This window comes from Poriferisphaera sp. WC338 (genome assembly GCF_050931845.1).
In the GTDB taxonomy this organism is placed as follows: domain Bacteria; phylum Planctomycetota; class Phycisphaerae; order Phycisphaerales; family Phycisphaeraceae; genus Poriferisphaera.
Genome location: NZ_CP194516.1, coordinates 1,323,255 through 1,349,215 on the forward strand (window position 1 = coordinate 1,323,255; position 25,961 = coordinate 1,349,215).

Below are 25,961 nucleotides of genomic sequence, written 5' to 3' on the forward strand. Positions count from 1 at the left end.
ATCTGACCCCTTGTCACGTGGGTCGTAAATGGGCGAAATCGCGGGCGGGCTACGCTGGGATGGTTGATGGCATGTAAAAACCCGCCATAGCCGGCGGGTTTATGTAGGTTACGTTGCAAGTATGATTTGCGGAGGTGAAAGCTCCCAAGCGAGCATGATTGCTGTTAAGAATGCCCGGAAATCATGTCTGGGGGCGAGCGAAGCTGGGACCTAGGCAGCCAGCTTTTTGCGTTTGTCTGCGATGCTTGCCAGTAGCTTTTTGAATGGATCAGCAAACTTGGCGGTGCCTTCTTCCATCAGTGTGTCTTCCATGAGCTTCACGTCGACCTTGGCATCAATGTCAGCCAACACTTCTGCTGAGGGCATGTGATCGACCTTGCGTGTGTAGGTTTTGCCAAGTTTTTCAACAGCTGCGTTGGTGGCAGGCGGGTTAGTTTGGATGTCACTGCCAGCGAGAGCCTCGACGTATTTGTCTGCTGGGTCCTCCGGCTTCTTTGTGCCAGTTGATGCAAAGATGATTTCCTGATCGTGGGTCACGCCCTTATCTTTCCACCACTGTTGATTGCTTTGCCAGAGACGTTTGGCATTGACGATGCCGACTTGTCCTTGTGCGTCATCAATCAGTTCCGGCAGATGCTGTTCTGTATACACATCTACACGTGAAACAAAGATAGAGTAGACACTCTTGAAGGATTCGAGTTTGCCATAGCGTTGTCGACCACGCCAGACGTTTTCTCTTGCGATTTCGTATTGACGTTCACTGAAGATCAGTGTGACGTTCAATGTGATACCTGCTGCGGCGAGTTCTTCGAGTGCGTCTAAACCTGCAGGTGTGGCAGGAACTTTGATCATGCGGTTCTCATGGCCTTCGGCCCACTTCTTGCCGAGCGTGATGTATTGCTTCACTCGTTCTTCATGATTTGGTCCAAGCTCAATGTCTTCGAGTAGCGGGTCGAGTTCAAAGCTGACGTAGCCGTCGTTGCCGCGGGTCTTTTCCCAAACGGGATAGAAGGCGCATTGTGCTTCTTTAACCATGTGATCGGTCATTAGCCAAGCGACAGACGCATCGTCGTGGCCTTGTGCGAAAAGGTCTTGCATTTTGTCATCAAATCGGCCGGTGTTAATGAGGCCGGAGATGATGATCGGATTGCTGGTTGCGCCGGTTGCGCCAAGATGGAGATTCAGTTTGACAAGGTCGGGGTCGATTGAATCCAGCCAGAGTTTAGTGCCGCAATCGACTAATGAACGGAGGGGTGAACTCATGGTGAGCCCTTTCAATTTCGTGTTTACAGGCGGGTGTCTGCCCGAGGCAAGACATGTGTATCGTCGTCATAAAACGTGCAGCCCATGACCACCCACATGGTAGCGCGGCTTCGAACCGTCATCTATGGCTTTCTTTTAGGGTTTCACCCGGAGTATGGGATGCTTTTTCGGACACGCTTTTTCAGTGATTCACTTCTCGGACGTTGCGGGGATGGCTATCGCTTGCGTGTTTCGTGCCTGAACCTGGCGAAGCCATTGCAGAAACACAGGTTTGTCGAGGTAGCCGACCTCTCGCCCGATCACTTCACCATTGCCTTTCACGATCACAAAGGTTGGCGTGGCGTTCACGCTGTATTGGCCAAGCAGTTGTGCAGCTTGGTTGTTGTTCAGCTTGGTCATCTCGATCCGCACAGGGATAAATTGTTCATTCAGTGTGGCGGCAACTTCGTTGTCGCTGAAGACATTTTGCTTCATCATTTGGCAGGGGCCACACGTTTTGCTGGTGAATTCAAGCAGTATAAGCTTGTCGGTTTCAACGCCGGTCGCAAGGCCCACATCGATATTGGTCAGCCAAGCAACTTGATCTGCGTTTTCACGCGCCCACTCACGATATTGGACTGAACCGTAAACGATGCCGACGGCAAGGAGGATCAGCATCCAGCCAAACCATGACGATCTGCGCTTTGGGGCGGGCTGCTGTGGGGCAGGGTTCGGTTCAGATATGTTTGGATGATCAGTCATGAAACCTCGTTCTGCGGGCTATTTGTCGCGGTGTAATGCCGGCTTTGGATACAACATCATAGGCAAGCGATTTCTTCCATGGAGAGGGGAGAGGGTGTGGTGCGCATAAAAAAAGCACGCGTTGCGTACCTATTGCACCAAAATATCTTTTATGTCACGCAGCCCCTCCGGCTGCCCCTTATTTGTGTTCTTGCATAGCTATTCGTGGTCACCCAGTGGCGATCAGCACAATCACCAGTACCGCCACGAAAAGCCAACCCACCACGGCGACCCAGAACAGTGGCTGATTGAGCATGTCAGTTTGCGGGGTTTTCTTTTCGAGAACCGCGAGATCGCCCTGATTGATTTCCTGCTTATCTAACTGAGCAAGTTGTGAAAGATCAAATTTTTCACGTGCGTGCATCGGTGCGTCGCCGCGTTGGACAGCTTCGAGGTCTTCGATCAGATAGGTTGTGCTTTCGTATCGTTGGTTGCGATCTTTGGCCATGCAGACTTCGATGATTTCGCAGATTCCGGTGGTGAGATCTTTGCTGATGTGGTCTGGCGGGATGAGTTCTTGCTTGAGGTGTTTGTGCATCACCGCGCTGGGGTTCGGGCCGTCAAAGGGAACCTGTCCGGTGACCATGTGGTACATGGTGGCACCGAGGCCGTAGATATCAGCACGGAAATCAACATCGACTTCGCCGCGGATCTGTTCGGGGGAAATGTAGTAGGGTGTGCCGAACGCTTTGCCAGCTTCTGCTTCCGCCGCTTCACGGTCACTGATCGCACGAGCCAAACCCATGTCAGCGAGCTTGGCTTGGCCTTCGGTGGTGATCATCACATTTTTAGGTTTGACATCACGGTGGATGAAGCCTGCTTTATGTGCGTGATCGAGTGCTTTGGCGGTTTGCAGGCCAATGCGCAGCGCGTTTTCTTCGGTGTACTTGCCTTTGGCGCTGAGTTCTTCAAAGACGCTGGCACCTTTGATGTATTCCATCACGAAGTAGTGCGTATCACCTGCGCGACCAACGTCGAGTGCACCGACAATGTTGGCGTGATTCAGTTTCGCAGCCGCGCGACCTTCAGCATAGAACCGGTCGATAAATTCCTGATTCTTGGTGTATTTTTTCGGAAGAACCTTGACCGCAACAAGTCGATCCAGCGAAAGCTGTTTTGCTTTGTAGACCGTGGCCATGGCACCTTTGCCTAAAGTACCAAGGATTTGGTAGCCGGGGATTTGTCGGCGAACTTTTTGCTCTTCTACTTCGGGAAGTACCCGCTCGATCTGCTTGCGTGTGACATGCCCCGCGCTGACGAGTAATTCTGCAAGACTGCGCTGATTGGGATCACTGTCCTTGAGCGCTTCGCGCTGTTCATCCTGACACGCCTGCACTTCCTGCTCAGAAGCCAACCCGCGTTCGACCACGAGGCGACCGAGTAAGGTGTCAGCACTGGTTTGTTGGGATTGTTGCGCAGGATCTGTCATTGAAGAATCAACACGTGCATTAATGAATATAAGGCGGCTATTTATATCATCTTATCAGATGGAACCGCTTTGTGGCGAATGTCGGCTCAAAAATAGTGGTCCTGGCGGCTTGTCACACGCAGCCATCCTACTCGGATGTATCGGACGTGTAAGGTGGTTGCTAAACCCCATTTTTAAGATTTTCATCCATGATTAGGCATAACCGGCCACAAAACATTACAATCTAAATGCTCACAGGATGTGAATGTAATGTTTCGGAGAGGTGGCTCGAAGAATGCTCGTGTTGGCACAACAAGATAGCGAACTCAGTGAACGGCTGGCTGCCGACCTGATTGATGTGGAACGCCGCTTCGCAAGCGAACTCCAGTCAGATTTGGCATGTGTCAACGATCTGGTCAACCATATCGAAAGATATCGCGGCAAGATGCTTCGGCCAACGCTTGTGCTGGTGACTGCCATGGCGTGTGTTTCAACGGACGGCTTTCCAGTGAACGATTCGCATCGGATCGTGGCGACCGTCACCGAGATGGTGCATATGGCAACATTGGTACACGACGATATTCTTGATGAAGCGGAGATGCGTCGGCGGGGGCAAACGATCAACAATCTGTCCGGCAACGAAGCTGCAGTGATGCTCGGGGACTATCTCATTTCGCATGCGTATCACCTGTGCTCGTCGATTCCGGATAGCGATGTATCTCGGATGATTGCTGACGCAACCAATACGGTCTGTGAAGGTGAGTTGCTGCAGCTGCACAACCGCAAGAATTTCAATCTGACTGAGCAGACGTACTACGACATTATTCGGCGTAAAACCGCGTCGCTTTGTGGGATTTGCTGCAAGCTGGCAGCTTATCTTTCCAAGGCGCAACCACATACGGCAGATGCACTTTACAGCTATGGTGAAAAGCTCGGCATTGCTTTTCAAATCGTTGATGACGTGCTGGATTTGCTTGGTGATGAGCAGACGGTGGGTAAGTCACTTGGGCGAGACCTTGAGAAATCGAAGCTGACCTTACCGTTGATTCACTATCTGAATACAGCTGATGAAGCGGATCGTAACGTGATGTTGTCATTGCTTGATCAGCAGCGACAGACTGATCTTCCAGAGCAAACGAGGCATGAGCAGGTTGGCATCATTGCTGGTCGATTGCGTCAGTTTGGTTCGGTGGACTATGCTCGTGACAAAGCTGCGTCACTGGTCGAGCAAGCAAAGTTGGTAGTGACAGAGCATTTGCCTGAATCACCGGCGGCGAGTCTACTGATTAGCATGGCAGATGCGGTGTTGTCTCGAGAATTCTGATCCCTCTTTTAATAATCTAATATAATCAGCCAAATCAAGAAGCTCTTAGGCGGTCGCTTGCTGTGTTGTGGGGCTATCGGATGGGCGGAATATGGATATGAAGGCTCTGTTTTTGCGGATTTTATCACTTTGTCCGTGATTTCTGGCGGGGTGTGCTCATAATATTTGTGGCGATTGGCCCGTAGCCATTTTAGGCAATCGGCTGGGCAGGTATTGCCGGATAAGCCGATAAGTAAAATGGCGAATTGGCCCTGCGTTGCATCTTTGACCATTCCTCATCAAACTACACATATATGAGTACCCAACGCCCAAAAGTTTTGCTCCTGAAAGGTCGCGTCACCGGCAACATTGACGTGGCAGGTTTACTTGCGAGCGAGTTTGAGATTGAGACGGTGGCCTCCATGTCGGATGCGATGGAGGCGATGCGTTCTGAGACGTACCATGCTGTGTATGCGGACGTAGGCGACTTCCTGCCGTTGGAGCGGGCGCTGGTGGGTGAGAAGGCTTCAATGGTTTTGAACACCATCGGCGAAGGTGTGCTGGTGGTGGATTCGGATGGACGGTGTTCGTGGTCGAACAACAGGATGAACGACTTTGCCGCTGAGGTCGTGGAGCATACCAAACGTATTTGTACGCAGGCGCTATCGATCTTTACCTCGATCGTGGCGCGCGACACATCAAATCAGGCCCCGCGTTCCAAGAAGTTTACGTTTCAGGTGCATGATCGTTACTACGAAATGATTACTTCTCCGGTGGTGGATGAAAGTTGCAAAGTGCGGCAGGTGGTTGCGGTGGTTTGGGATGCAACAACAGGACGAAGACTTCAATCGAAGATTGATGCGATTGACGCAGCCGGCCGAGAGCTGGCGCGGATCGAATCGGATGTGGTTGCCAAAGCGGCGCCGTCGGATCGCTTGAAGATTTTGCAGGACAAGATTATTCGGTACTCGAAGGATTTGATGCACTTTGATCATTTCACAGTGCGTCTATTGGATAAGCGATCGAATAAGTTGGAGGTGGTGATCTCAGAGGGGCTACCGCAGGAAGCACTGGAGATTGATCTTTATGCGCAGCCGGAAGGCAACGGCATCTCCGGCTACGTCGGCGCAACAGGGCGATCTTACATTTGTCACGACACGGAAAAAGACCCACGGTATGTGATTGGTTTGCAGCATTGCAAGAGTTCGCTGACGGTGCCGCTGACTTTGTTCGACGAGATCGTTGGCGTTTACAACGTCGAGTCATCTTCAGTTGGCGCGTTCACGGAAGAAGACCGACAGTTTGCGGAAATCTTTGGGCGTAACGTGGCGCTGGCGCTGAACATTTTGAATCTGCTGGTGACCGAGCGGTTTACCACGTCGGGCCAGATCACGGATTCCGTGGCTCAGGAAATGGCGCAGCCGATCAATGATATTGTGACCGAAGCACAGACGCTGATGGAAGAATACATCGGCGACGACTCTATGCGGGCGCGGCTCAACCGTATTTTGGATAACGTCACGTCGCTGCGTGATTCGGTGCGTGCGGTGATCGCAGGGCCGAAGGCAGTGCTGGGTAGTGAGCGCGTGGTGGAGCAGGTGGATGATCCGCATCTGAAAGGCAAGAAGATTTTGATCGCGGATGATGAGCCGAATATTCGCAAGACGATCACGGATGTATTACAAAAATATGGCTGCGTGGTAACGACGTGCAAAGATGGGTACGAAGCTTGTTCGCATCTGGAGCAGAAGTCGGATTACGATCTGGTGATCTCGGATATCAAGATGCCGTACCGTAATGGGTACGAGATTTTTGCAGCTGCCCAGCGGGCGAATGAGGGTACACCGGTGCTATTGATGACAGGCTTTGGGTATGATCCGCACCATTCAATCGTACGAGCTTCGCAGGAGGGATTGAGTTCGGTGCTGTTCAAGCCGTTCAAGGTGGATCAGCTGATCGAAGAGGTCCGTAAGGCTTTGGGTGTGCCGACGGAAGAGGAGAACACGGACATGCCACCCGCTGACATTTCTGATCAAGAACAAAAAGATCGTGCTCAGAGCGATCAATCCTGATACTCTAATGACCAGTTCAAATCAGGGGCGAGGGGACGGGCGGTTTGGCCCGTGATGCTGTCTGATTTGCAGATTGATGGTTTTCATATCTGCCGCGCATTCACAACCATTGGAGGAATGTCTGATCGTGTCCAGCGGTAAGCGTGATGGTTCACGCGCTTCATCTCAAGCAAAGGGTGGCGATTCGGTACTGGGTAAGTTACCGAAGCCGCCGTATGTCGATGCCCGGTTGGCTGCCGCGGTTTCGATTGCGCATGCGGTGACGAAGTATCCTAATCTTCCGCCGTCAACTTTGCACACGGGAGGATTGCCATCCGTCGATGCGGGGTTAGCGACAGCGATTCATCGGACGACCTTGCAACGCTGGATTACGCTGGAATTTTTGCTCTCGCGGTATTTGAAGAAGCCAATAGGGACGTTGGAGCCGACGCTGCGTGCGGTGCTGCTTACGGGTGGGGCGCAGATTGTGTTTATGTCGCGGATTCCGTCGTATGCGGTGGTGGATTCATCAGTGACGTTGGCACGGAAGTTGGTACGGCCAAAAGCAGCGGGATTGGTGAATGCGGTATTGAGAAGATTGGCCGAGCTGGTCACGGCACACGAGCCAGAGCTGGTATGGAAGCCTGCAACTAATGCGCTGCCGAATGATGGGGGTACGGTGGTGTTGGCGGAGCCGATTTTGCCGGACCCGGTGGATTTGATTCAGCATCTATCGGTGGTGACCTCACATCCAAGACGATTGCCTCGGCGGTGGTTGGATCAACTTGGTCCAACGGATGCGATGGCAATCTGTTTGCACAACACAATTACGCCGCCGACGATTGTTTCTGTTGAGCCAGCGTTTAAGTTAGAGGAATTGGATGAGCAGTACCTGCCGCATCAGTTGCCGGGCTTTCTGGTTTGGACGGGGTCACACCATGAATTGAAGACGTTCTTGGCGGGGCATCCAAGACGGCGGGTACAAGATCCTGCGTCTGTGCAGGCACTTTTGTCGGTAGCAGACTTGCCGATCAACTCTGTGATTGATTTTTGTGCAGGACGTGGGACCAAGACACGGCAGCTTGCGAATCTTTTTTCGCAGGCAAGAATCACCGCGACAGAGATCGATGATCATCGACGAGCAGACTTGATTGAAGTGGCAGATGAATTTGTGAATGTGACGGCGATGCATCCTTCAGATCTGCCGCGTGACGAAGTGGACTTGTTGCTGCTAGATGTGCCGTGTTCAAACACAGGAGTGTTGGCAAGGCGGCCCGAGGCACGGTATAGATTGAACGATCAATCGATTGAGGATTTAACAACGCTTCAACATGAGATCATTACCGAGTTGTTCGGGCATGTGAAAGATGGTGGATATATTTTGTATACGACGTGTTCGCTTGAACCAGAAGAGAATCAACAGCAGACGCAGTATATTCTTGATACGACGGGTGGGGAGTTGATTCATCAGATGCAAATTTATCCTTCGACGTTGCGGTCTCAATTGCCATTGAAATCGCTGTATGTTTCACCGCATCAGTGGCCGACGGTTCGTGATGCACAGGCACGCTATCATGACGGCTCATATCATGCGCTGATCCAGATCCCTTAGATCATATTTACTTTCAATATGTCACATAAAAAACCCACACACAAAGGGATGGGCTATGTTGAAGCTGCCAGAATCGAAGGTCAGGACAGTGGCGTGTGTTTTGGTGGCCAAGGAGATTAGGCGCGAAGGCGTATACCGATAGTAACGAACTGAATTTTCGCATCACTGTTATCTCCCCCATTAAAGTTTTGGTGACGATATCAGGCAGAAATGCAGTGAGATACTTCTAAACCGATTTGCGATCATGACACTGAGAGTCGCGTTAGGCATGTCATTGTTTATTTGCGTGGTGTGTATGCAAAAGAAAATGGCTTTAGGAATACACGCTATCCCAGCTTAACTTTGGATGGCAATTGGATTGATGAATGAGGTGGGTTGCTGTTCCGTCAATGGCACAAAAGAATCGTGAACATGTGAGATGAGGCTGGACGCTGGGAGCGTTAGGCGACACAATACAGCAGCGCGAACTGTAGAAGAAAAGGGGCTATGTATGCTCATTCAGGTCGAACTTGCTCGGATTCTCATCCAAGAGACGGATGACACGCATATCGTGGAGCTGCGAGAGAAGGATGGGGAGCGGGTGATGCCGATCACGATCGGGTTTTATGAGGCTGCGGCGATTGAGCGACGGTTATTGGGGCATTTGCCGCCTAGGCCGTTGACACATGAGTTGATGAGCGACATCATCGCAAAGCTGGGGGCGGAGATCGAGAAAATCGTCATTTCAGACCTGCAGGAGCATACTTTCTTTGCAAAGATCGTTTTGAAGCACGAGGATTTGGTGTATGAGATCGATTCTCGGCCCTCAGATGCGATTGCATTGGGTGTGGCGTCAGAGGTGCCGATCTTTGTGGCAGAGCAGGTGTTGGAGGATGTGAGCAAGCCGTTTGAATCGTGAGGAGAGTTTTGAGGAGGTGGTTGAGCTGTGCAGGTTGTGGCTGGGTGGAGGTGTAAGCTAGGTAATCTGCCTGATCCCCAATATCTGAGATTCGAAAGAATCTTGCTTTTTTTTATATTCGGTATTGGCTGGATCTTGCCTTTTTCCCCAATCCAGCACACAATACGCTGGTATTCTGATCCATGACATTCGATGCCAGCACAGGAAAGCGCGCGACGTTCCGGTCCGTGATCTGAATTTCTAGTCTTGACTGTCCACTCGCGAAGAATTGCATGACAGAGCCTTATGGTCTGACGATTGTTGTCAGATCGATTCAAATTTGGTTCATGCAAGAACCGGCAGAAGCTGCACGTCATGCAGCACAGATGGAGAGTCATCCAAATGAACATTTATGTAGGCAACCTTAGTTTTTCAACTGGCGAAGATTCGCTACGCGCCTTGTTTGATAACTTCGGTGAAGTTGACGAAGTGAAGATGATCATGGACCGCGCTACTGGGCGTCCACGTGGTTTTGCTTTCGTCACGATGCCAAACGACGACGAAGCAAACACTGCAATCTCAGAACTCGACGGTACCGAATTCGAAGGCCGCAGCCTTAAGGTCAACGAAGCAAAGCCACGCGAACCACGTAGTGGTGGCGGCGGTGGTGGTTTCCGTGGTGGTCGCGGCGGCGGTGGTGGCGGTGGCCGTGGTGGTTACGGCGGCGGCGGTGGCGGCGGCGGCCGTGGTGGTTACGGTGGCGGTGGCGGTTACAGCCGCGATGACAGCTACTAAATCATTGCGACTTGTCGCAACGTGTTGAACCGTGACACAGTGAAGGTTTGATGCGATTGACAACGGATATAAGCCAAGCGCTTCACCGAAAGGTGGAGCGCTTTTTTTTATTGGTGACGATCGTGGTTGGCTGTGGTTTAGGTGATGGTTTATAGGGCCAAGTGCGGCGATCTTATGTGATGGGTGATTGCAGTTAACAACTGCGCTATGCTTGTGTATGGAGAACAAGCATCCGTATCCGAGACGGTTTTCGCATATTGGTTTGTCGGTGCCGGAGATTCAACGGGCGGTTGATTTTTATACGCAGGTGATGGGGTGGTATACGATTATGCCGCCGACGGAGATTGTGTCGGATGATTCGGCGATCGGTGTGATGTGTGATGATGTTTTTGGAGAAGGGTGGGAGCGATTTAAGATTGCGCATCTATCGACGTGTGATGGGATTGGTGTGGAGCTGTTTGAGTTTCGCAATGCGGAGCGGCGGAAAGAAAGTTTTGAATTTTGGAAAAGTGGGACGTTTCACTTTGCAGTGCAGGATCCGGATGTAGAGGGGCTACTTGAAAAGATTGTAGAGTATGGTGGGAAGCAGCGGATGCCGATTCGGTATTACTATCCGGGGAGCAAGCCATATCGGATGGTGTACGTTGAAGATCCGTTTGGGATTATTTTTGAGTTGTACTCGCATTCTTATGAGTTGATCTACTCGTCGGGTGCTTACGAATAAGAGATTTCATAATTAATGGTGCGTAAAAAAAGAACCCCGCTTGAGCGAGGTTCTTTTGAACGGTTTTGTTGTGTGCTGATTACTCAGCTTTTTCTTCGTCGGTTGCTTCGGGAGCTTCGACTTCGGCTTCTACTTCTGCAACGACTTCTTCGGCTGGTGCTTCTTCAACAGCAGCGCCTTTGCGTGCTGCTGCGGCGCGTTCCATGCGGCGGTTGGCCTTTTCACGGCGACGTGAGGACTGGCCGGAAACTTGTGGGCCGGTGTCTTCGTCGCTGATGATCTGCAGGACGCAGAGGTCTGCGGCGTCACCGATGCGGTGCTTGCCGAGCTTGATAATGCGTGTGTAGCCGCCGTTACGGTCAGCGAACTTCGGTGCGATTTCATCAAAGAGGTGCTGCACAACCTTTGGGGCTCTGCTACGCATGGCTTTGGTGATTTCGCCGTACTTGTTGCGTTCGATGTTTTCATCATCATCACCACGGATGAGGATGCGGTTGGTGCCTAGTGCTGCGATGACGCGGCGGCGTGATGCGAGGTCGCCCTTCTTTGCGGCGGTGATGAGTTTTTCGACGAAAGGCTTGAGGCTTTTCGCTTTGGGGAGTGTGGTAGTGATCTGGCCGTGAGTGAAAAGCGAAACGGCCATGTTACGCCACAATGCTTTACGGTGCGCGGTGTTGCGGCCGAGTTTGCGGCCTGCCATGTTGTGTCTCATCTGTATGTCCTTTCTTGACAGGCTGAATGCGTTGAGACATGCGATTCAGCGGGTCACTCCCGCGAAACCCTGTTTTTAATGGTTAAAACTGCCGCGGGGCAGAGGTCCAACATTGGACCGGAGCGTGGTGGCTCCAATGAAAACAGGATGTTTTCAAAAACATGACCACGGTTTTCACTGGGGTCATGCGTTCTAATCAATGATTAGACAGGGTTAATGTCCACTGCCTTTTTGATTTCCGGTGGAAGCGACATGCCGAGCTCAAGACCGAGGTCGGAGAGCTTGCGTTTCACTTCGCGGAGTGAGGTCTTGCCGAAGGAGCGAACCTTCATGAGGTCGGCTTCGGTGTAGGCGACGAGGTCTGCGACGACGGATGCCTTGGCGGATTCGAGGCAGTTGTTTGCACGTACGGAGAGGTCGAGTTCGGAAACAGGCATCTGCAGTTTGCGGATGAGTTCTTCGTCGACGCGGGCTGCGGCTGCGGCCTGCTCGGAAGCGGTTTCCTTGCCGAGTTCGTAGTACATGACGAACGGGTTGAGGTGCTTACGCAGGACTTTGGCGGCTTCGACGAGCGCCATTTCAGGGGTGGTTGTACCGTTGGTCCAGATTTCAAGCGTGAGCTTGTCGTAGTTGGTCTTCTGGCCGACGCGGGTATCATCGGTGCGGTAACGCACGCGGGTAACAGGAGAGAAGTTTGCATCAACAGGGATGACGCCGACTTCTTGGTCCTTGTTCGCATCGTATTGCTCGGAAGCGGGGACGTAGCCGCGGCCACGCTCGACGACGAATTCCATGTCGAAGTCGATCTGCTTAGTGAGCGTGGCGAGAAGACGTTCTGGGTTTAGGATCTCGATCGAGCTGTCTGCTTCGATGAGTTCGGCGGTGACTTCACCGGGACCTTCAGCTTGAAGCCGCATGGTCTTGGTGTCGTCGGTGTCCATGTCCACGACGAGGTCTTTGACGTTGAGGATGACGTCGGTGACATCTTCCATGACGCCTTCGAGGCTGGAGAATTCGTGTGGTGCGCCTTTGATCTTGACGGAGGTGATTGCGGCACCTTCGAGAGATGAAAGGAGGATACGGCGGAGTGAGTTGCCGATCGTTGTACCGAAGCCACGTTCGAATGGCTCGATGGTGAATTTGCCGTAGGTTTCGCCTGAGACTTTTTCGTCCAGGACAACACGGTGGGGGAGTTCTAGGCCTCTCCATCGGATACGCATGATAATGCTCCAATGTCCAGCAGTTTTAATTTAGAGAGATCTTTGTGATTCACGCACATCTGCAGGTGCTGGAAACAGGCAGTGGCTTCTGTTCACAAAGACGGAAAAAATACTTGTTTTAAAGGGTGCAAGAGACGCGGCGTGAGATTAGACGCGACGTTTCTTACGTGGGCGGCAGCCGTTGTGTGGGATGGAGGTGTGGTCTTCGATCGCGGTGATCTTGATGCCGTTTGCCTGTAGGGCGGTGACGGCAGACTCGCGGCCGGGGCCAGCGCCTTTGATGCGGACTTCGCATTCGGTGACACCCATTTTCTTCGCGGCGGCGGCGGCTTCTTCGGCGGCGCGTGTTGCGGCGAATGGGGTGGACTTACGTGAGCCTTTGAAGCCGGCGGTGCCAGCGGAACCCCAACAGATCGTCTCGCCGTTCATGTCGGTGAGTGTGACGATGGTGTTGTTGAAAGTCGACTTCACGTGTGCGATGGCACGGGAGACATTACGGCGGACTTTACGTGTACGTTTAGCCATTGGGCTACCTCGAAAATTACTGGCGTTGCCGCTCTCCCTTGGGGAACTGAACGGGCGGGCAACTTATCCTCGAAAAAGAGAAACCCGGCCCGACGACGGACCGAGTATACATGTTTGATTTTTGACAGCAGGCGGTTGATCGTGTGGTAGATGAAGAAACCTTTGAAGGATGGAAACGATGCTCCCAAACTTCCGAGTATTACTTCATGCCCTTGACGGATTTCTTGCCGGCGACTGTCTTCTTGCGACCCTTACGGGTACGTGCATTGGTTTTTGTTCGCTGTCCACGGCATGGTAGGCCTTGACGATGGCGGAGGCCACGGTAGGCGCGTGTGTCGCGGAGGCGTTGGATGTTCTGGCCGATCTGGCGGCGGAGTGCACCTTCAACGATGTAGTCGTTTTCGATGATGCCGGCGATCTGAGCGAGTTGGTCTTCGTTGAGTGTGTTGGCACGGGCTTGGCCGTCCATGCCTGCTTTTTCAACGATCTGCGCTGCGTGGTGTGGGCCTACACCGTAGATGTAGGTGAGTGCGACGCGGAGCGGCTTGTTGTCTGGGATGTCAACACCAAGAATACGGGGCATTTGGTCTTTCCTTTATAGGGCAAAATCACAGGGAGCGGATTATATCACATCTCGCTGCCGGTGGTATTTTCTGGGATTATCCCTGACGCTGCTTGTGCTTTGGATTGGATGAGCAGATCACACGGACGACGCCTTTACGACGGACGACCTTGCAGTTTTCGCAGATTCTTTTGACTGAAGCACGTACTTTCATATTCCACCTCTGTGGCTGTAGGGATTAAATTCTGTGTGGCTAGCGTCTTAGGAGAGCTAGTGTCTGTAGGTAATGCGGCCTTTGGACAGGTCGTAAGGGCTGATTTCGACGGTCACTCTGTCTCCAGGGAGGATACGAATGTAGTGCATACGCATCTTGCCGGAGATGTGGGCGATCATTTCATGGTCGTTCTCGAGCTTCACGCGAAACATCGCGTTGGGGAGTGCTTCGAGGACTTCGCCTTCGAACTGGAGTTTGTCTTCCTTGGCCAATTGAACCTTCTTTCTGGATTCTACTGAGCGGTCGGCAGGGGTTTAGGTTGCCGGGGATCAGTGAGATCAGTGAGATCATCTTCTGGAGATGAAGTCAATGACATCAGTGATCGGTTGATGCCGGTTTGATTGTCAGTTGCCGTCGGTGAGAACTTCGGCACCCTTGGCGGTGATGGCAACGGTGTGCTCGTAATGAGCTGAGGCTTTGCCGTCGAGTGTGACAACTGTCCATCCGTCAGCGAGGGTTCGCACATCTTTAGTGCCGAGGTTGCACATGGGCTCGATGGCGAGGACGAGGCCTTCGGTGAGCTTGATGTCGTTGCGGATCAGGTCACGTGAAACATAGTTGGGGACTTTGGGGTCCTCGTGCATGTTTCGACCTATGCCGTGCCCGACGAAGTCTCGGACGACACCGTAGCCTTGTCGTTCGGCGTAGTTTTGCATTAGCCGTGCGATTTGTGACCAGGTTCGACCGGGACGGATTTCACTGATTGCCAATTCGAGAATGTGCTGGGTGTCTTCGCATAGTTTGCGGACATCCGGGGCGACATCCCCGACGAGGATGGTGGTTGCTGCGTCCCCGCACCAGCCGTCCAATTGGACGCCACAGTCGAGGCCGACGATGTCACCATCTTTGATGACTCTGTCGTCAGCGATGCCGTGAACCACGACGTCGTTGACGCTTATACACGTATGAGAGGGGAAACCTTCCCCGGGCTTATACGTGGGGTAATTTTTAAACAGGCCCTTGGCACCGAGGTTGGTGAAGGTTCTGAAGGCTTCTTCATCCAGCTCTTTGGTGGTGATGCCGGGCTTGCATATTTCTTCAATGCGGCGGTGGACTGCTTTGACGATCCGACCGGCTGCACGCATTTTTTCGAGGTCTTTAGGCGATTTTCGCGTAATGGCCATGCCTTGGCTGCCTTACCTGTAATTCGGGCGACAACCGGAGCGAATTGGGAATGCTACCACGGTTGTACGGCCTTGACAAGTCCTGTAAAGGACGGGAGTAAAGGAACTTGAGGCCCCTCACGGAAGTATGACTTGGTGTGTTGGTCATGTATCCGGATGGCCGGGATCATCATCCTGGCCGGACAGGGGTGAGTTTTCGTGTGTGGGGTTGTGTTTGGCGAGGTTTTGCGGTTGGCTTTTGCCTTGCTGAGGTGTTCAGGAAGGGATGGCCGGGGGTTAAAAGTTCGTTTTAGTGGCGAGCTCCTCGGATTTTTGGTCCCTTAGCGTCGCCTTGAGCAAGGAAGCCAGGGTAATTACGCATGAGGAGTTGTGCTTCGATTCGTTGTACAAAGTCGAGCATGACTGAGACCACGATCAAAAGACCTGTGCCGCCGAGGTATTGGGAGATGCTGAAGTCGACTCCCATGAGTCCGGTGACGATGGTCGGGATGACAGCGATGATGGCAAGGAAGCCTGCACCGACGTAAGTGATGCGTTCCATGACAGTTTCAAGGTATTCAGCGGTTCGTGGTCCGGGGCGGCGTCCGGGGATGAAGGAGCCGTGGTCACGAAGTTGATTGGCCATTTCTTTGGGCTGGAACTGGACGGTGGTCCAGAAATAGGCAAAGAAGTAGATCATGCCAATGAAAGTGAGGACGTAGAGGTATCCGGTGAGGTTGGCAAAGTTGTCATTGAGAATGCCGAGGATAGTAACCCACCAGCCGGTTGCCCCAGTGGGGACGGTACTTGCGATCCAGCCGACGATCATGGATGGGAAGATCATGAGTGACTGAGCGAAGATGATGGGCATGACGCCGCCGTGGTTGACACGGAGGGGGAGGTATGATTTTTGACCGCCGTAGACTCTGCGGCCGCGGGTGTGTTTGGCTTGCTGAATCGGGATGCGGCGCTGGCCTTGCGTGATGATGATCGAACCTGCAACGACGGCGATGAAGGCACCGATGAGGAAGAGGACAGACATCGGGGTGTAGTCGCCTTCACCGGAAGTGAGGGAGAAGCCCTTGTAGATGTAGCCGATGGCGTTGGGCATGCCGGCGATGATGCCAGCGGTAATGATGAGTGAGACACCGTTACCGATTCCGTATTTGTCGATTTGCTCACCGAGCCACATGAGGAAGACGGTGCCAGCGGTGAGGCCGACAATGCCGGAGAGCCAGAAGGAGATGGTGCCAATGTACTCGGGGTAGACGAATGGGTTCTGGCCGGATTGTAGGAATGAGATCCAGAACGCGGCTTGAACTAGACACAGTGCGACTGTGGCATAACGGGTATATTCCTGAATCTTCTGGCGTCCTGCGGGACCTTCCTTTTGTAGTTGCTTGAGGGGTTCCCAAACAGTGCCGAGGAGTTGGAAGATAATGGCGGCAGAAATATATGGCATGATGCCGAGGCCGAAGATCGTTGATTGGCCGAGTGACCCGCCGGTGAAGATCTGGACGTAAGAGATGAGGTTGCCGACAGCACCGCCCGCAGATTGGTCGGCCCATGTTTTCAGCGCACTCTGGTCAACGCCCGGAAGTGGGATAAAGAAACCGATCCGGTAAATAGCCAGCATCCCTACGGTGAAGAGAAGCTTCACGCGGAGTTCACGGATTCGCCAGATGTTGAAGAATGCCTGGAGCATGTCGTGGTCATTCCCTGATGCGTGGTTTTATCGTTTGATCTTGAAACGCGAGAAGGTGAGCGAGGCTCACCTGTACGTATCGCGATCATGACATTAGCAAAAATCTCAGGCGACAGTGACAGAGCCGCCAGCTTTTTCGATTTTCTCCGAAGCAGACTTGGAGAACTTGGCGGCGGTGACTTGTAGCTTCTTGGTCAGTTCGCCTTCGCCAAGCACCTTGACAGGAAGCTTGGTTGAGCGGATGAGGCCGACTTTAACAAGCATGTCAGCATTGACTTCAGCGCCGTCGTCAAAGCGGGCTTCGAGTGCTTTGAGATTGACGATGCTGAATTCCTTACGGAACTGAGCGTTGGAGAAGCCGCGTTTGGCGACACGACGGAAGAGCGGCATCTGACCGCCTTCGTGGGCACCTGAATTTGAGTAACCCGCGCGTGATCCGGCACCTTTGTGGCCACGTCCGGCAGTTTTACCCGTGCCAGAACCAGGACCACGGCCGACTCGCTTACGCTTTTTGTGTGCGCCAACCTTTGCAGTAATTTCGTGGATCATCATGGTGAATATCGCTCCTGTTTCACGACGTCGTTTTGATCATCGTTGAAACGCTTGTGGTTTGGTTTGTTATTCGCTCTTGTTTTCTTCAGCAGCAGGTGCTTCCGGGGCGGGAGCCTCAGCGGCTGGCGCCTCTGGTGCAGCAGCTTCTGCGGCAGGGGCTTGTTGAGCGGGTTGTTCATCACGACGGCCGCGGCCACCGCCACCACGGCGAGGTTTACCGCCGCGTTCTTTTTTCTGGCCGACGGTGTTGACGGGTGCTTTTGCTTTTTCAGCGGTAGCACCAGCATCGGTTGCTTCGGACATGAACTTCTTGGAAGCCTTGAGGATTTCGTCGACTTCGGTTTCATCAAGCTCGACACCACGGAGACGTGCGATGTCTGCACGTGTGCGGAGTGAGAGCATACCTTCCATGACGGCCTTGGAGAGGTTCTTGTGGTTATTGGATCCGAATGACTTGGTCAGGCAGTCGTGCACGCCGGCCATTTCCAACACTGCACGGACGGTTGCACCGGCGATGACACCGGTACCAGGCGCAGCTGGAATGAGACGGACGGTGGATGCACCGAACCGGCCAGTCACGGGATGGGGCAGGGTGCCTGCTTTGAGGATGACCTGTTTGATATTTTTCTTCGCATCCTTCTGAGCTTTTTCAATAGCTGCAGGGACGCCGGGTGCTTTGCCGTAGCCGATGCCGACGGAACCGTTACGGTCGCCAACAACAACGAGGGCTGCGAAGCTGAACCGACGACCACCTTTAACAACGGTGGCTGTGCGGTAGATGCCGAGCGTCGTGGATTCGAGAGCTTGTGTGTCTGCTAATACTTCCGCCATGTTCTTTCCTTTGAGCCGTTTGGCTTCTTGGCTTTATTGATTAGAACTTGAGGCCTGCCTCACGAGCCGCATCGGCGAGAGCCTTAACGCGTCCGTGATAACGGAAGCCGTTGCGATCAAAAGCGATTGATTCGATACCGGCAGCTTTTGCGTCTTCGGCGATTTTGGTGCCGACGGCTTTGGCTGCGTCTACATTGCCGCCGTTGCCGATTTTGGCAGAGACGGAGCTGGCTGAGAGGATGGTCTTGCCATCGAGGTCGTTCACGATCTGTGCATAGATGTGCTTCGCGGAGCGGAAGACGGTGAGCCGTGGTTTCTCGGCGACACCTGTGATGCGCTTACGAATGCCTGTCTTGCGGCGTGAGCGACGGAGTGTTTTGAGTTTATTCTTTTCCATCTTTGGTCTCTTATTCAGGCGTCAGGTGCGCCCTACTGTTGGATGGGTGTTTACTTCAATTAGCTACCGAAAGCTTTACCTTGCTTACGGACGATGATTTCGTCGTGGTACTTGATGCCTTTGCCGTTGTAGGGTTCAGGCTTCTTGTGTTGACGGATGGCTGCGGCACATTCACCAACCTTTTGCTTGTTTGCGCCGGAGATCGTGAGCTTCTGGCCTTCGATCTTCACTTCAACGCCTGCGGGGATCGGTACCTTGCGGGTGTCGGCAAAGCCAACGTTTAGATGCACTTCCATGCCTTGCTGTTTTGCACCCCAACCAACGCCTACGATTTCGAGTTGCTTGGTGTAGCCCTTGGTGACGCCTTCGATCATGTTGGCGATTAAGGTGCGGGTGGTGCCGTGCATGGCCTTGGCGGTACGCGAGTCGTCGATGCGATCAACGATGATTTGCTTTGCGTCTGCGTCTACCTTGACGGTGACTTCAGGACGATGCGTGTATTTCAGTGTCGCCTTGCCCTTAGAGACAACAATTTCGTTGCCGTTGAGCTTGACGTCGGCGCCATCAGTGATGGCTACTGCTTTTTTGCCGATTCTTGACATTGGTGTTTCCTTTTGAGTCTGCAGCTCGCGGAGAGCTTACGACTGTGACATTATTCGACGGTGCAGAGCAGCTCGCCGCCAACTTGTTCTTTACGTGCCTGACGGTCTGACAGCACACCCTTTGGCGTAGAGACAACACAGATACCGAGTCCGGCGAGTGGGCGTGGGAGCTCACTGACCTTTCTATAGACACGGCGGCCTGGCGTTGATTCGCGCTTGATGGCGTGGATCAGTTTCTCACCGTTTGGTCCGTAACGCAGGTCAATGCGTACGATGCCTTGGCGGCCATCATCGATGAAGTTGTAGTCATCGACGAAGCCTTCTTCCTTGAGCACCTTTGCGATGCCGGTGCAGACTTTGCTGCCACGGATATCGACCTTGGTCTTGTTGGACCGGACCGCGTTGCGGATCCGAGTGAGCATATCAGCGATTGGGTCGCTCAGAGACATCTACGTTCTCCAAAAGCTACGGGCAGGTCTGAGTTAGTTCGTTTAGAAGCAACCTGCCGTGTGTTTGTGATTACCATGACGCTTTACGCATGCCGGGGATCTTGCCTTCGAGTGCAAGCTTACGGAGCATGTTTCGCGAGATCTTAAACTTGCGGTAGTAGCCTTTCGTACGGCCGGTCAGTGCACAGGCATTGACTTGACGTGTGGGGCTTGCATCCCGGGGGAGTCTTTGGAGCCCGATGTAGTCGCCTTCTTCCTTCATCTTCTTACGGATTTCGGCGTACTTATCGATGGTCCGTTGGACTCTCGTGTTGCGTGTGATTGACGATTTCGAAGCCATTTATTTCTCCGATCTCCGGCAACGTGCCGGGGATTTGTCTGTTGAATTCTGTTTATCAGCTAGCCTTCTTGTCTCTCTTCACAAAAGGCATCCCCAGTTGGGTTAGCACTTCACGGGAGACATCGTCGGTCGACTTCTTGAAGACCATGGTGATGTTCATGCCGTGTGTGAAGGACGCGTTGGCCATATCGATTTCGGGGAAGATACCTTGCTCTTGCACACCGAAGTTGTAGTTGCCACGTCCGTCGAAGGCTTTGTCAGGCAGGCCACGGAAGTCCTTAATACGTGGGATGGCGAGGCTGATCAGACGATCAAGGAACTCCCACATACGGTCGCCGCGGAGGGTGACCATGGAACCGATTTCGTAGCCGGCACGCAGTTTGAAGTTCGAGACCGATTTCTTGGCTCGCTTCATGATTGCCTTTTGGCCGGTGATCATTTCAAGATCCTTGAGGGTCTGCTCTTTGGCGACCGGACGGATCTTTGTGCCATCAAGCTGCTTACCAAGGCCGACGGAGATAACGATCTTCTCCAGCTTTGGCTGCTGCATGACGTTGGTGAGGCCGAATTTTTCCGCGATAATGCTGCGGATTTCGGTATTGTATTTTTCTTTAAGCCGAGGGGTCATTGTTTTGGTCCTGTTGTTGCAAGGGTCAAGTACCGTTGCAGGATATTGGGCTTACGATTTATTTACGGGCCTTGCGGAGTTCGGGGCCGAGCTGTTCGCCGGTGGAAACTGCGAGACGGACTTTGCTGCCATCAGCTTTGTTCTCAAACTTCACGCGGGTGGCTTTGCCTTTGTTGTCCACGGGGGAAACATTTGAGAGATGGATGGGCATCTCTTTTTCAATGACGCCGCCTTGCGGGTTCATTTCTGAACGGCGAAGGTGTTTTTTGCGAACATTGATGCCTTCAACCACGACGCGGTCTTCCTCGACGATGACACGGAGGATTTTTCCGGTCTTGCCGCGGTCGTTACCTGCGGTGATGATGACGTTGTCGCCTTTTCGTACGTGTCGTGCCATGACGTTACTTTCCGTTTATTGGCTGGCTTTGCGTTGCTTATACAACTTCAGAAGCGAGCGAAACAATCTTCATATAGTTCTGTTCACGCAACTCACGGGCGACGGCACCAAAGATGCGTGTGCCACGTGGGTTTCCGTCGTCGTCGATGAGAACGATGGCGTTCTTGTCGAAGCGCACATAGGAACCGTCTTTGCGTCGAACGGGGTAGTTGGTGCGAACGACAACACCCTTGACGATGGTGCCGGTCTTCATGTCGCTGCCTGGGAGAGACTTCTTGACGGAGCAGACCACGCGGTCGCCGACACCAGCGGCGGGGCGAGTGCTCTTGCCACGGGCGGTTTTGGCTCGCAGAACACGGATGACATAGGCGATTTTGGCACCAGTGTTGTCCGCGACGTCGACTCTCGATTCTTGCTGAATCATGGGTTTAATCCTTCAGCCGGACTGTTTCATGAAGTCCGGGACAATTCGTCTGGGTGATCAGGCTTGCGTAGCGCTGCCTTTAGCCTTTTCGATGACACGCACGAGCCGCCACGATTTGGTCTTGCTGATGGGTCGGCAAGATGCGATCTCGACACGGTCGCCCTTGGAGGCGAGGTTTTCGGGATCATGCACGTGGTACTTTGCGACGCGTGCCAGGTACTTGCCGTATTTGGTGTGGCGCGACTGGAACTGGATGGCGACGGTGCGTGTTTTGTCACGCTTGTCAGAGACGACGACACCGATCTTTGTGCCAGTGAGTACCCGTTTTTCTTCTGTTGCGGCAGTATTCATTTATTTGCCCTCCTGCAGCTGACGGGAGCGCTGCTCGGTCAGGATGCGTGCAATATCTTTTTTGATGTTTCCAAGCTGACGCGGGTTTTCGATCTTTTCGGTCACGGCTTGTGACTTGAGATCGAAGAGCTGCTTGCGCAGACGGCCGACTTCTTCGGTCAGCTCTGGGTCGCTCATTTTGTGAACTTCGCTCTTTTTCATATCTTCAGATCCATTCCCACAAGTCGCGGGGATTAAAAGCTTGTTTATGCGTGACGGCGTTCGACGAAGCGGCAGCGGAACGGCATCTTGTGAGCCACGCGGGTGAATGCCGAGCGAGCGAGGTCGCGAGGCACGCCGGTGATTTCGTAGACAACGGTTCCGGGCTTGACGCGGGCGACCCAGTATTCCGGCTCTGCCTTACCTTTACCCATACGTGTTTCCAAGGGCTTCTTGGAGATGGGCTTGTCGGGGAAGACGCGGACGAAGAGCTTGCCTTCGCGGGACACGTACTGACGAGCGGCGATACGGCCGGCTTCGATCTGGCGAGCGGTGAGCCAGCCACCTTCGAGGAGCTGGAGACCGTAGTCACCGTAGGCGACGTAGTTACCGCGTTGTGCAACACCCTTCATGGTGCCACGCATTTGCTTGCGGAACTTAACTCGTTTGGGCATCAAAGGCATGGTTCTATTTCCCAAACACGGCGGTTAGACCGTGGTAAACAATTCGATTAACGATTTATCGGCGACCACGAGCACGAGGACGTGCACCGGCAGCTTTCGACTGAATTTCACCTTCTTTGAGTTCTTCGTAGAGACCCTTGTAGATCCACACTTTGACACCGAGGATGCCGTAGGTGGTGAGTGCTTCTGCGAAGCCGTAGTCAATGTTGGCTTGAAGGGTTGCCAGCGGCACGGCACCGAGACGGATGTCTTCGGTACGGCTCATCTCGTGACCACCGAGGCGGCCAGATAGCTGAATCTTGATACCCTTTGCACCGGCGGTCATGCATGCGTCTGCCTTCATCTTCATGATGCGGCGGAAAGATGCACGCTTCTTAAGCTGTTCGCCGAGCGATTCAGCGACCAGCTGTGCTTCGAGGTCGGGGTTACCGATTTCGATGCAGTTGATCACGACGTTACGGCCGGTGAGCTTTTGCAGTTCTTGTGTCAGTGCGTCGATCTCAGCACCCTTGGGGCCGATGACCAGACCGGGGCGAGCGGTGCGGACGATGACTTTGAGTTCTTCACGGGTGCGCTCGATGTGAATATCCGAGACGGCTGCGAAGGGAGGGCGACGGTTGAGTCGCTGATCGCAGAACTTGCGGATCTTCTGGTCTTCGACGAGGAGCTCGCCGTAGAGCGCTTTCGGGGCATACCAGCGGCTCTTGTGAGCTTCAGTGATGCCGACGCGGAACCCAAATGGATGTACTTTCTGTCCCATGTTTCTTCCTTATGCCTCATCTACTGAGATGGTGATGTGACAGGTTCGCTTCATGATTGGATGAGCACGGCCGCGGTCTTTTGGTTGGAAGCGTTTCATGGTCGGACCTTCGTCGACGCGGGCTTCGGAGACGCGGAGTGAACGTGTGTTTGCTTCGGCCTGATCGGCGTTGGCAACGGCTGCGTTCAGAGCATTCTTCATAAACACGGCTGCACGCTTCTTGGACATCATCAGTGTGACGAGTGCGTCATCGACGCTTTTGCCACGGATGAGATCAGCGACCAGGCGAGCCTTGGTTGGGCTGATGCGAGCACCGCGATGTGTGTTTGTATAAGGCATTCTTACATTCCTGCAATATCAGGCTGCCGGGGTCAGTTTCCGGGGTACATATTAGAGGCCGCGAGCACGCTGAGCCTTGGTACCAGTGGTGTGCTGTCTAAAGGCACGTGTCGGAGAGAACTCGCCGAGCTTGTGTCCGACCATGTCTTCGGTGATAAATACTTTGATGAAGACTTTCCCGTTGTGAACTTCGAAGGTATGACCCACGAATTCAGGGATGATGGTGGAGGAACGAGCCCAGGTTCGGATGACCGAGCGAGCACCTGTTTCGTTGAGCTTTGCAACTTTGTTGAAAAGCTTTTCGTTGATGAATGGACCTTTTTTGAGTGATCGTGCCATCGTTTATTTCAACCTTAGTTGGCCGTAACGCTTGGAGACGCGACGGCGGATGATCCGCTTGTTAGAGGCTTTGCCACGCTTACGTGTGCCGCCACCTTTGGACAGGACACCAGTCTTGGAAGCTGGTGCACGATTACCTTTACTGCGGCCGTCACCACCACCCATTGGGTGATCGTGGTGGTTTTTCGCAGCACCGCGGACGTGTGGGCGTTTGCCCATCTTACGAGCGCGGCCGGCTTTACCGAGGACGACGCGGTTGTGGTCGGAGTTGCCGACGTTGCCGATCGTGGCTCGACATTCCAGTGAGACCTGACGGACTTCACCGGAAGGGAATACGAGTGTTGCCCACTTGCCTTCTTTATTGGTCAGGCGAGCGTAGGTTCCAGCGGAGCGGCACATCTGAGCGCCTTTACCTGGCTGGATTTCAACGCAGTGAACGTTGAGGCCGGAGGGGATGTACTTGAGCGGCATGGCGTTACCGGCTTCAGGCTCAGCCTTACCGTTAGTGGTGATGACTGTGTCGCCGTCAGTGAGACCCGCAGGTGCGATGATGTATCGCTTGTCGCCGTCTTCGTACTCAAGAAGTGCGATGTTTGACGAGCGGTTGGGGTCGTATTCGATGCCGACTACCGTAGCGTTGACATCAAGCTTGTTACGACGGAAATCGATCCGACGGTAGCGTTGCTTGTTGCCGCCACCGCGAGATTGAACGGTGATTTTACCGTGATGGTTACGGCCGCCGTTCTTCTTCTTTGCGGAGAGCAACGACTTTTCAGGCGTGCTCTTGGTCACCTCTGAGTAGAGGTTGACCGAAGCGTTACGCCGGCCGTTGGTTGTTGGTTTGTAGATTCGAATCGCCATGGTGGCGTATCCTTTACTGTTGTGTCTAATCAGTGATTAGTTCAGTGATCAGGTTCTATACAAATCAGAACAGTTCAATGGCGTTGTCGGGCATGAGCTGGATCGTTGCTTTTTTCCAGTTCGAGGTCTTGGCTGGTCCGAAGCGTGTACGGAAGTACTTGCCTTTGCGGATTTGTGTGGCGACCTTGTCGACTTTGACGTTGTAGAGTTCTTCGATGGCGGCCTTGATCTCGGGCTTGCGAGCGGTCATGGCAACTTCGAATGAGTATCGGTTGCGGACTTCGGCTTCCCAAGAGGTCTTCTCGGTGATCAGTGGGCGCTTGATGACTTGTGTTGCGTGGAGTTTCATCAGGCTGCCTCCTCATTGTTCACGTCTGCCTGAACGGTGACCTTTTCGATGTATGCTTCGAAAGCGGCTTTGTCGGCGACGAGGTATCGATGGTTTAACAGATCGAACACGTTGAGGTGGTCGACCTGGATGGTGTTTACGTTGTCGAGGTTTGCCGCTGATTTGGCTTCGTTTGATCGTGTGTCGGCGAGTGCGACGAGGCAGGTGCGATCAACTTTCAGGGCATCAAGAATGGCGTTGAAGGACTTGGCGGAAGGCTTGTCGAGGCTGAGGTTGTCGATGAGTTTAATCTCGTTGTCGACGGCTTTGGCGAGCAGGGCGTTGCGGTTGGCAAGGCGACGCATTTTGGTCGGCATGCCTTGACGCCAAGATTTTGGTCGCTTGGCGAAACCGTGACCACCGTGGCGCATGACGTTGGTGCCAGCGGAACCACGGCGAGCATTACCCGTACCCTTCTGCTTATATAGCTTGCGGGTGGAGTATGCGGTGTCCGCACGATTCTTGGTGCGTGCGGTGCCGGTGCGTTTATTGGCATGATAGCGAACATATGCCTGCTTGAGCAGACCGTTACGGACTTCGCCGCCGAGCACTTCTTCGCTCACTTCGACGGTGCCGACCTGTTCGCCGGTTTGATTGTGTACAGGGATCTGAATCATTTTCTTCACCTACGGTCCCACTATGGGATGCGTTTTGTTCGCCGACACAAGCCTGGTGGATGCTCACCTTGAGTAGCTGGCTTTGCGACTCGGTTTATTAGACCGGGTTG

At 53.3% G+C, this 25,961-nt stretch carries 34 protein-coding genes and 1 pseudogene; 6 read left to right on the forward strand and 29 right to left on the reverse strand.

The annotated features are described in order from the left end of the window. Positions 1-210: 210 nt before the first annotated feature. From ACQ6WK_RS05315 to ACQ6WK_RS05325, 3 genes are all read right to left on the reverse strand, one after another. Positions 211-1,263 (reverse strand): transaldolase family protein, encoded by a 1,053-nt coding sequence (locus ACQ6WK_RS05315; RefSeq protein ID WP_432799708.1) that lies wholly within the window; start codon positions 1,261-1,263, stop codon positions 211-213. A 189-nt stretch (positions 1,264-1,452) separates the two neighbouring features. Then, a complete protein-coding gene (locus ACQ6WK_RS05320) occupies positions 1,453-2,004 on the reverse strand; it encodes a thioredoxin family protein (protein ID WP_432799709.1) in 552 nt (183 codons plus the stop codon). Positions 2,005-2,212: 208 nt separating this feature from the next. Next, the gene (locus ACQ6WK_RS05325) at positions 2,213-3,472 is read right to left on the reverse strand and encodes a serine/threonine protein kinase (protein ID WP_432799710.1); all 1,260 of its coding nucleotides are present in this window, start codon (positions 3,470-3,472) and stop codon (positions 2,213-2,215) included. A gap of 283 nt (positions 3,473-3,755) precedes the next feature. Between ACQ6WK_RS05325 and ACQ6WK_RS05330 the strand changes: the two genes are divergently transcribed. The 6 genes from ACQ6WK_RS05330 to ACQ6WK_RS05355 all read left to right on the forward strand — a co-directional run bounded on the left by ACQ6WK_RS05330 (position 3,756) and on the right by ACQ6WK_RS05355 (position 10,813). Beyond that, positions 3,756-4,775 (forward strand): polyprenyl synthetase family protein, encoded by a 1,020-nt coding sequence (locus ACQ6WK_RS05330; RefSeq protein ID WP_432799711.1) that lies wholly within the window; start codon positions 3,756-3,758, stop codon positions 4,773-4,775. Positions 4,776-5,068: 293 nt separating this feature from the next. Further along, the gene (locus ACQ6WK_RS05335; protein ID WP_432799712.1) at positions 5,069-6,826 is read left to right on the forward strand and encodes a response regulator; all 1,758 of its coding nucleotides are present in this window, start codon (positions 5,069-5,071) and stop codon (positions 6,824-6,826) included. A gap of 127 nt (positions 6,827-6,953) precedes the next feature. Then, the gene (locus ACQ6WK_RS05340) at positions 6,954-8,417 is read left to right on the forward strand and encodes a transcription antitermination factor NusB (protein WP_432799713.1); all 1,464 of its coding nucleotides are present in this window, start codon (positions 6,954-6,956) and stop codon (positions 8,415-8,417) included. A gap of 490 nt (positions 8,418-8,907) precedes the next feature. Beyond that, complete coding sequence (locus ACQ6WK_RS05345) at positions 8,908-9,315, forward strand: bifunctional nuclease family protein (protein ID WP_432799714.1); 408 nt, start codon at positions 8,908-8,910, stop codon at positions 9,313-9,315. A gap of 381 nt (positions 9,316-9,696) precedes the next feature. Next, positions 9,697-10,089, forward strand: a complete 393-nt coding sequence (locus ACQ6WK_RS05350) for an RNA recognition motif domain-containing protein (protein WP_432799715.1) — start codon at positions 9,697-9,699, stop codon at positions 10,087-10,089. A 217-nt stretch (positions 10,090-10,306) separates the two neighbouring features. Beyond that, entirely contained in the window at positions 10,307-10,813 is a 507-nt protein-coding gene (locus ACQ6WK_RS05355; protein WP_432799716.1) for a lactoylglutathione lyase family protein, read from the forward strand. A 79-nt stretch (positions 10,814-10,892) separates the two neighbouring features. Here ACQ6WK_RS05355 and rplQ read toward each other — a convergent pair whose 3' ends face one another. The 26 genes and pseudogenes from rplQ to rplD all read right to left on the reverse strand — a co-directional run bounded on the left by rplQ (position 10,893) and on the right by rplD (position 25,851). After that, positions 10,893-11,513, reverse strand: coding sequence for a 50S ribosomal protein L17 (rplQ, locus tag ACQ6WK_RS05360; RefSeq protein ID WP_432799717.1), 621 nt, complete (start codon positions 11,511-11,513; stop codon positions 10,893-10,895). Positions 11,514-11,728: 215 nt separating this feature from the next. Further along, entirely contained in the window at positions 11,729-12,745 is a 1,017-nt protein-coding gene (locus ACQ6WK_RS05365; protein ID WP_432799718.1) for a DNA-directed RNA polymerase subunit alpha, read from the reverse strand. 147 nt (positions 12,746-12,892) lie between these two features. Next, positions 12,893-13,270, reverse strand: a complete 378-nt coding sequence (gene rpsK, locus ACQ6WK_RS05370; protein WP_432799719.1) for a 30S ribosomal protein S11 — start codon at positions 13,268-13,270, stop codon at positions 12,893-12,895. 199 nt (positions 13,271-13,469) lie between these two features. Then, positions 13,470-13,853, reverse strand: coding sequence for a 30S ribosomal protein S13 (gene rpsM / locus ACQ6WK_RS05375; RefSeq protein ID WP_432799720.1), 384 nt, complete (start codon positions 13,851-13,853; stop codon positions 13,470-13,472). A gap of 76 nt (positions 13,854-13,929) precedes the next feature. Further along, a complete protein-coding gene (rpmJ, locus tag ACQ6WK_RS05380) occupies positions 13,930-14,046 on the reverse strand; it encodes a 50S ribosomal protein L36 (protein ID WP_432799721.1) in 117 nt (38 codons plus the stop codon). A gap of 56 nt (positions 14,047-14,102) precedes the next feature. After that, on the reverse strand, positions 14,103-14,318 hold the full coding sequence (gene infA / locus ACQ6WK_RS05385) for a translation initiation factor IF-1 (RefSeq protein WP_432799722.1): 216 nt from the start codon (positions 14,316-14,318) through the stop codon (positions 14,103-14,105). Between the two features lie 132 nt (positions 14,319-14,450). Then, the gene (gene map / locus ACQ6WK_RS05390; RefSeq protein ID WP_432799723.1) at positions 14,451-15,230 is read right to left on the reverse strand and encodes a type I methionyl aminopeptidase; all 780 of its coding nucleotides are present in this window, start codon (positions 15,228-15,230) and stop codon (positions 14,451-14,453) included. 289 nt (positions 15,231-15,519) lie between these two features. After that, the gene (gene secY, locus ACQ6WK_RS05395; protein WP_432799724.1) at positions 15,520-16,914 is read right to left on the reverse strand and encodes a preprotein translocase subunit SecY; all 1,395 of its coding nucleotides are present in this window, start codon (positions 16,912-16,914) and stop codon (positions 15,520-15,522) included. 105 nt (positions 16,915-17,019) lie between these two features. Next, complete coding sequence (rplO, locus tag ACQ6WK_RS05400; protein WP_432799725.1) at positions 17,020-17,466, reverse strand: 50S ribosomal protein L15; 447 nt, start codon at positions 17,464-17,466, stop codon at positions 17,020-17,022. 342 nt (positions 17,467-17,808) lie between these two features. Further along, a pseudogene (gene rpsE / locus ACQ6WK_RS05405) lies at positions 17,809-18,297 on the reverse strand (30S ribosomal protein S5); the annotation flags it as partial. 40 nt (positions 18,298-18,337) lie between these two features. Then, complete coding sequence (rplR, locus tag ACQ6WK_RS05410; RefSeq protein ID WP_432799726.1) at positions 18,338-18,694, reverse strand: 50S ribosomal protein L18; 357 nt, start codon at positions 18,692-18,694, stop codon at positions 18,338-18,340. Positions 18,695-18,753: 59 nt separating this feature from the next. Further along, positions 18,754-19,296 (reverse strand): 50S ribosomal protein L6, encoded by a 543-nt coding sequence (rplF, locus tag ACQ6WK_RS05415; protein ID WP_432799727.1) that lies wholly within the window; start codon positions 19,294-19,296, stop codon positions 18,754-18,756. A 50-nt stretch (positions 19,297-19,346) separates the two neighbouring features. Further along, entirely contained in the window at positions 19,347-19,745 is a 399-nt protein-coding gene (gene rpsH / locus ACQ6WK_RS05420; protein WP_432799728.1) for a 30S ribosomal protein S8, read from the reverse strand. Positions 19,746-19,815: 70 nt separating this feature from the next. After that, entirely contained in the window at positions 19,816-20,085 is a 270-nt protein-coding gene (gene rpsN / locus ACQ6WK_RS05425) for a 30S ribosomal protein S14 (protein ID WP_432799729.1), read from the reverse strand. Between the two features lie 55 nt (positions 20,086-20,140). Then, the gene (rplE, locus tag ACQ6WK_RS05430; protein WP_432799730.1) at positions 20,141-20,713 is read right to left on the reverse strand and encodes a 50S ribosomal protein L5; all 573 of its coding nucleotides are present in this window, start codon (positions 20,711-20,713) and stop codon (positions 20,141-20,143) included. 58 nt (positions 20,714-20,771) lie between these two features. Continuing rightward, positions 20,772-21,110 carry a 50S ribosomal protein L24 gene (gene rplX / locus ACQ6WK_RS05435; RefSeq protein ID WP_432799731.1) on the reverse strand — a complete coding sequence of 113 codons (339 nt, stop codon included), beginning with the start codon at positions 21,108-21,110 and terminating at the stop codon, positions 20,772-20,774. A gap of 37 nt (positions 21,111-21,147) precedes the next feature. Next, positions 21,148-21,534, reverse strand: coding sequence for a 50S ribosomal protein L14 (gene rplN, locus ACQ6WK_RS05440; protein ID WP_432799732.1), 387 nt, complete (start codon positions 21,532-21,534; stop codon positions 21,148-21,150). A gap of 57 nt (positions 21,535-21,591) precedes the next feature. Then, positions 21,592-21,885, reverse strand: a complete 294-nt coding sequence (rpsQ, locus tag ACQ6WK_RS05445) for a 30S ribosomal protein S17 (protein ID WP_432799733.1) — start codon at positions 21,883-21,885, stop codon at positions 21,592-21,594. Further along, a complete protein-coding gene (gene rpmC, locus ACQ6WK_RS05450; RefSeq protein WP_432799734.1) occupies positions 21,886-22,086 on the reverse strand; it encodes a 50S ribosomal protein L29 in 201 nt (66 codons plus the stop codon). A 44-nt stretch (positions 22,087-22,130) separates the two neighbouring features. Next, positions 22,131-22,547 (reverse strand): 50S ribosomal protein L16, encoded by a 417-nt coding sequence (gene rplP / locus ACQ6WK_RS05455; RefSeq protein ID WP_432800377.1) that lies wholly within the window; start codon positions 22,545-22,547, stop codon positions 22,131-22,133. Between the two features lie 55 nt (positions 22,548-22,602). Continuing rightward, on the reverse strand, positions 22,603-23,307 hold the full coding sequence (rpsC, locus tag ACQ6WK_RS05460; protein ID WP_432799735.1) for a 30S ribosomal protein S3: 705 nt from the start codon (positions 23,305-23,307) through the stop codon (positions 22,603-22,605). 9 nt (positions 23,308-23,316) lie between these two features. Continuing rightward, positions 23,317-23,646, reverse strand: a complete 330-nt coding sequence (gene rplV, locus ACQ6WK_RS05465; protein ID WP_432799736.1) for a 50S ribosomal protein L22 — start codon at positions 23,644-23,646, stop codon at positions 23,317-23,319. A 51-nt stretch (positions 23,647-23,697) separates the two neighbouring features. After that, entirely contained in the window at positions 23,698-23,985 is a 288-nt protein-coding gene (gene rpsS / locus ACQ6WK_RS05470; protein ID WP_432799737.1) for a 30S ribosomal protein S19, read from the reverse strand. Positions 23,986-23,988: 3 nt separating this feature from the next. Then, a complete protein-coding gene (gene rplB, locus ACQ6WK_RS05475; protein WP_432799738.1) occupies positions 23,989-24,846 on the reverse strand; it encodes a 50S ribosomal protein L2 in 858 nt (285 codons plus the stop codon). Between the two features lie 64 nt (positions 24,847-24,910). Then, positions 24,911-25,195 carry a 50S ribosomal protein L23 gene (gene rplW / locus ACQ6WK_RS05480; protein ID WP_432799739.1) on the reverse strand — a complete coding sequence of 95 codons (285 nt, stop codon included), beginning with the start codon at positions 25,193-25,195 and terminating at the stop codon, positions 24,911-24,913. Beyond that, a complete protein-coding gene (rplD, locus tag ACQ6WK_RS05485; protein ID WP_432799740.1) occupies positions 25,195-25,851 on the reverse strand; it encodes a 50S ribosomal protein L4 in 657 nt (218 codons plus the stop codon). The genes rplW and rplD overlap by 1 nt, the downstream gene beginning before the upstream one ends. Between the last annotated feature and the right edge of the window lie 110 nt (positions 25,852-25,961).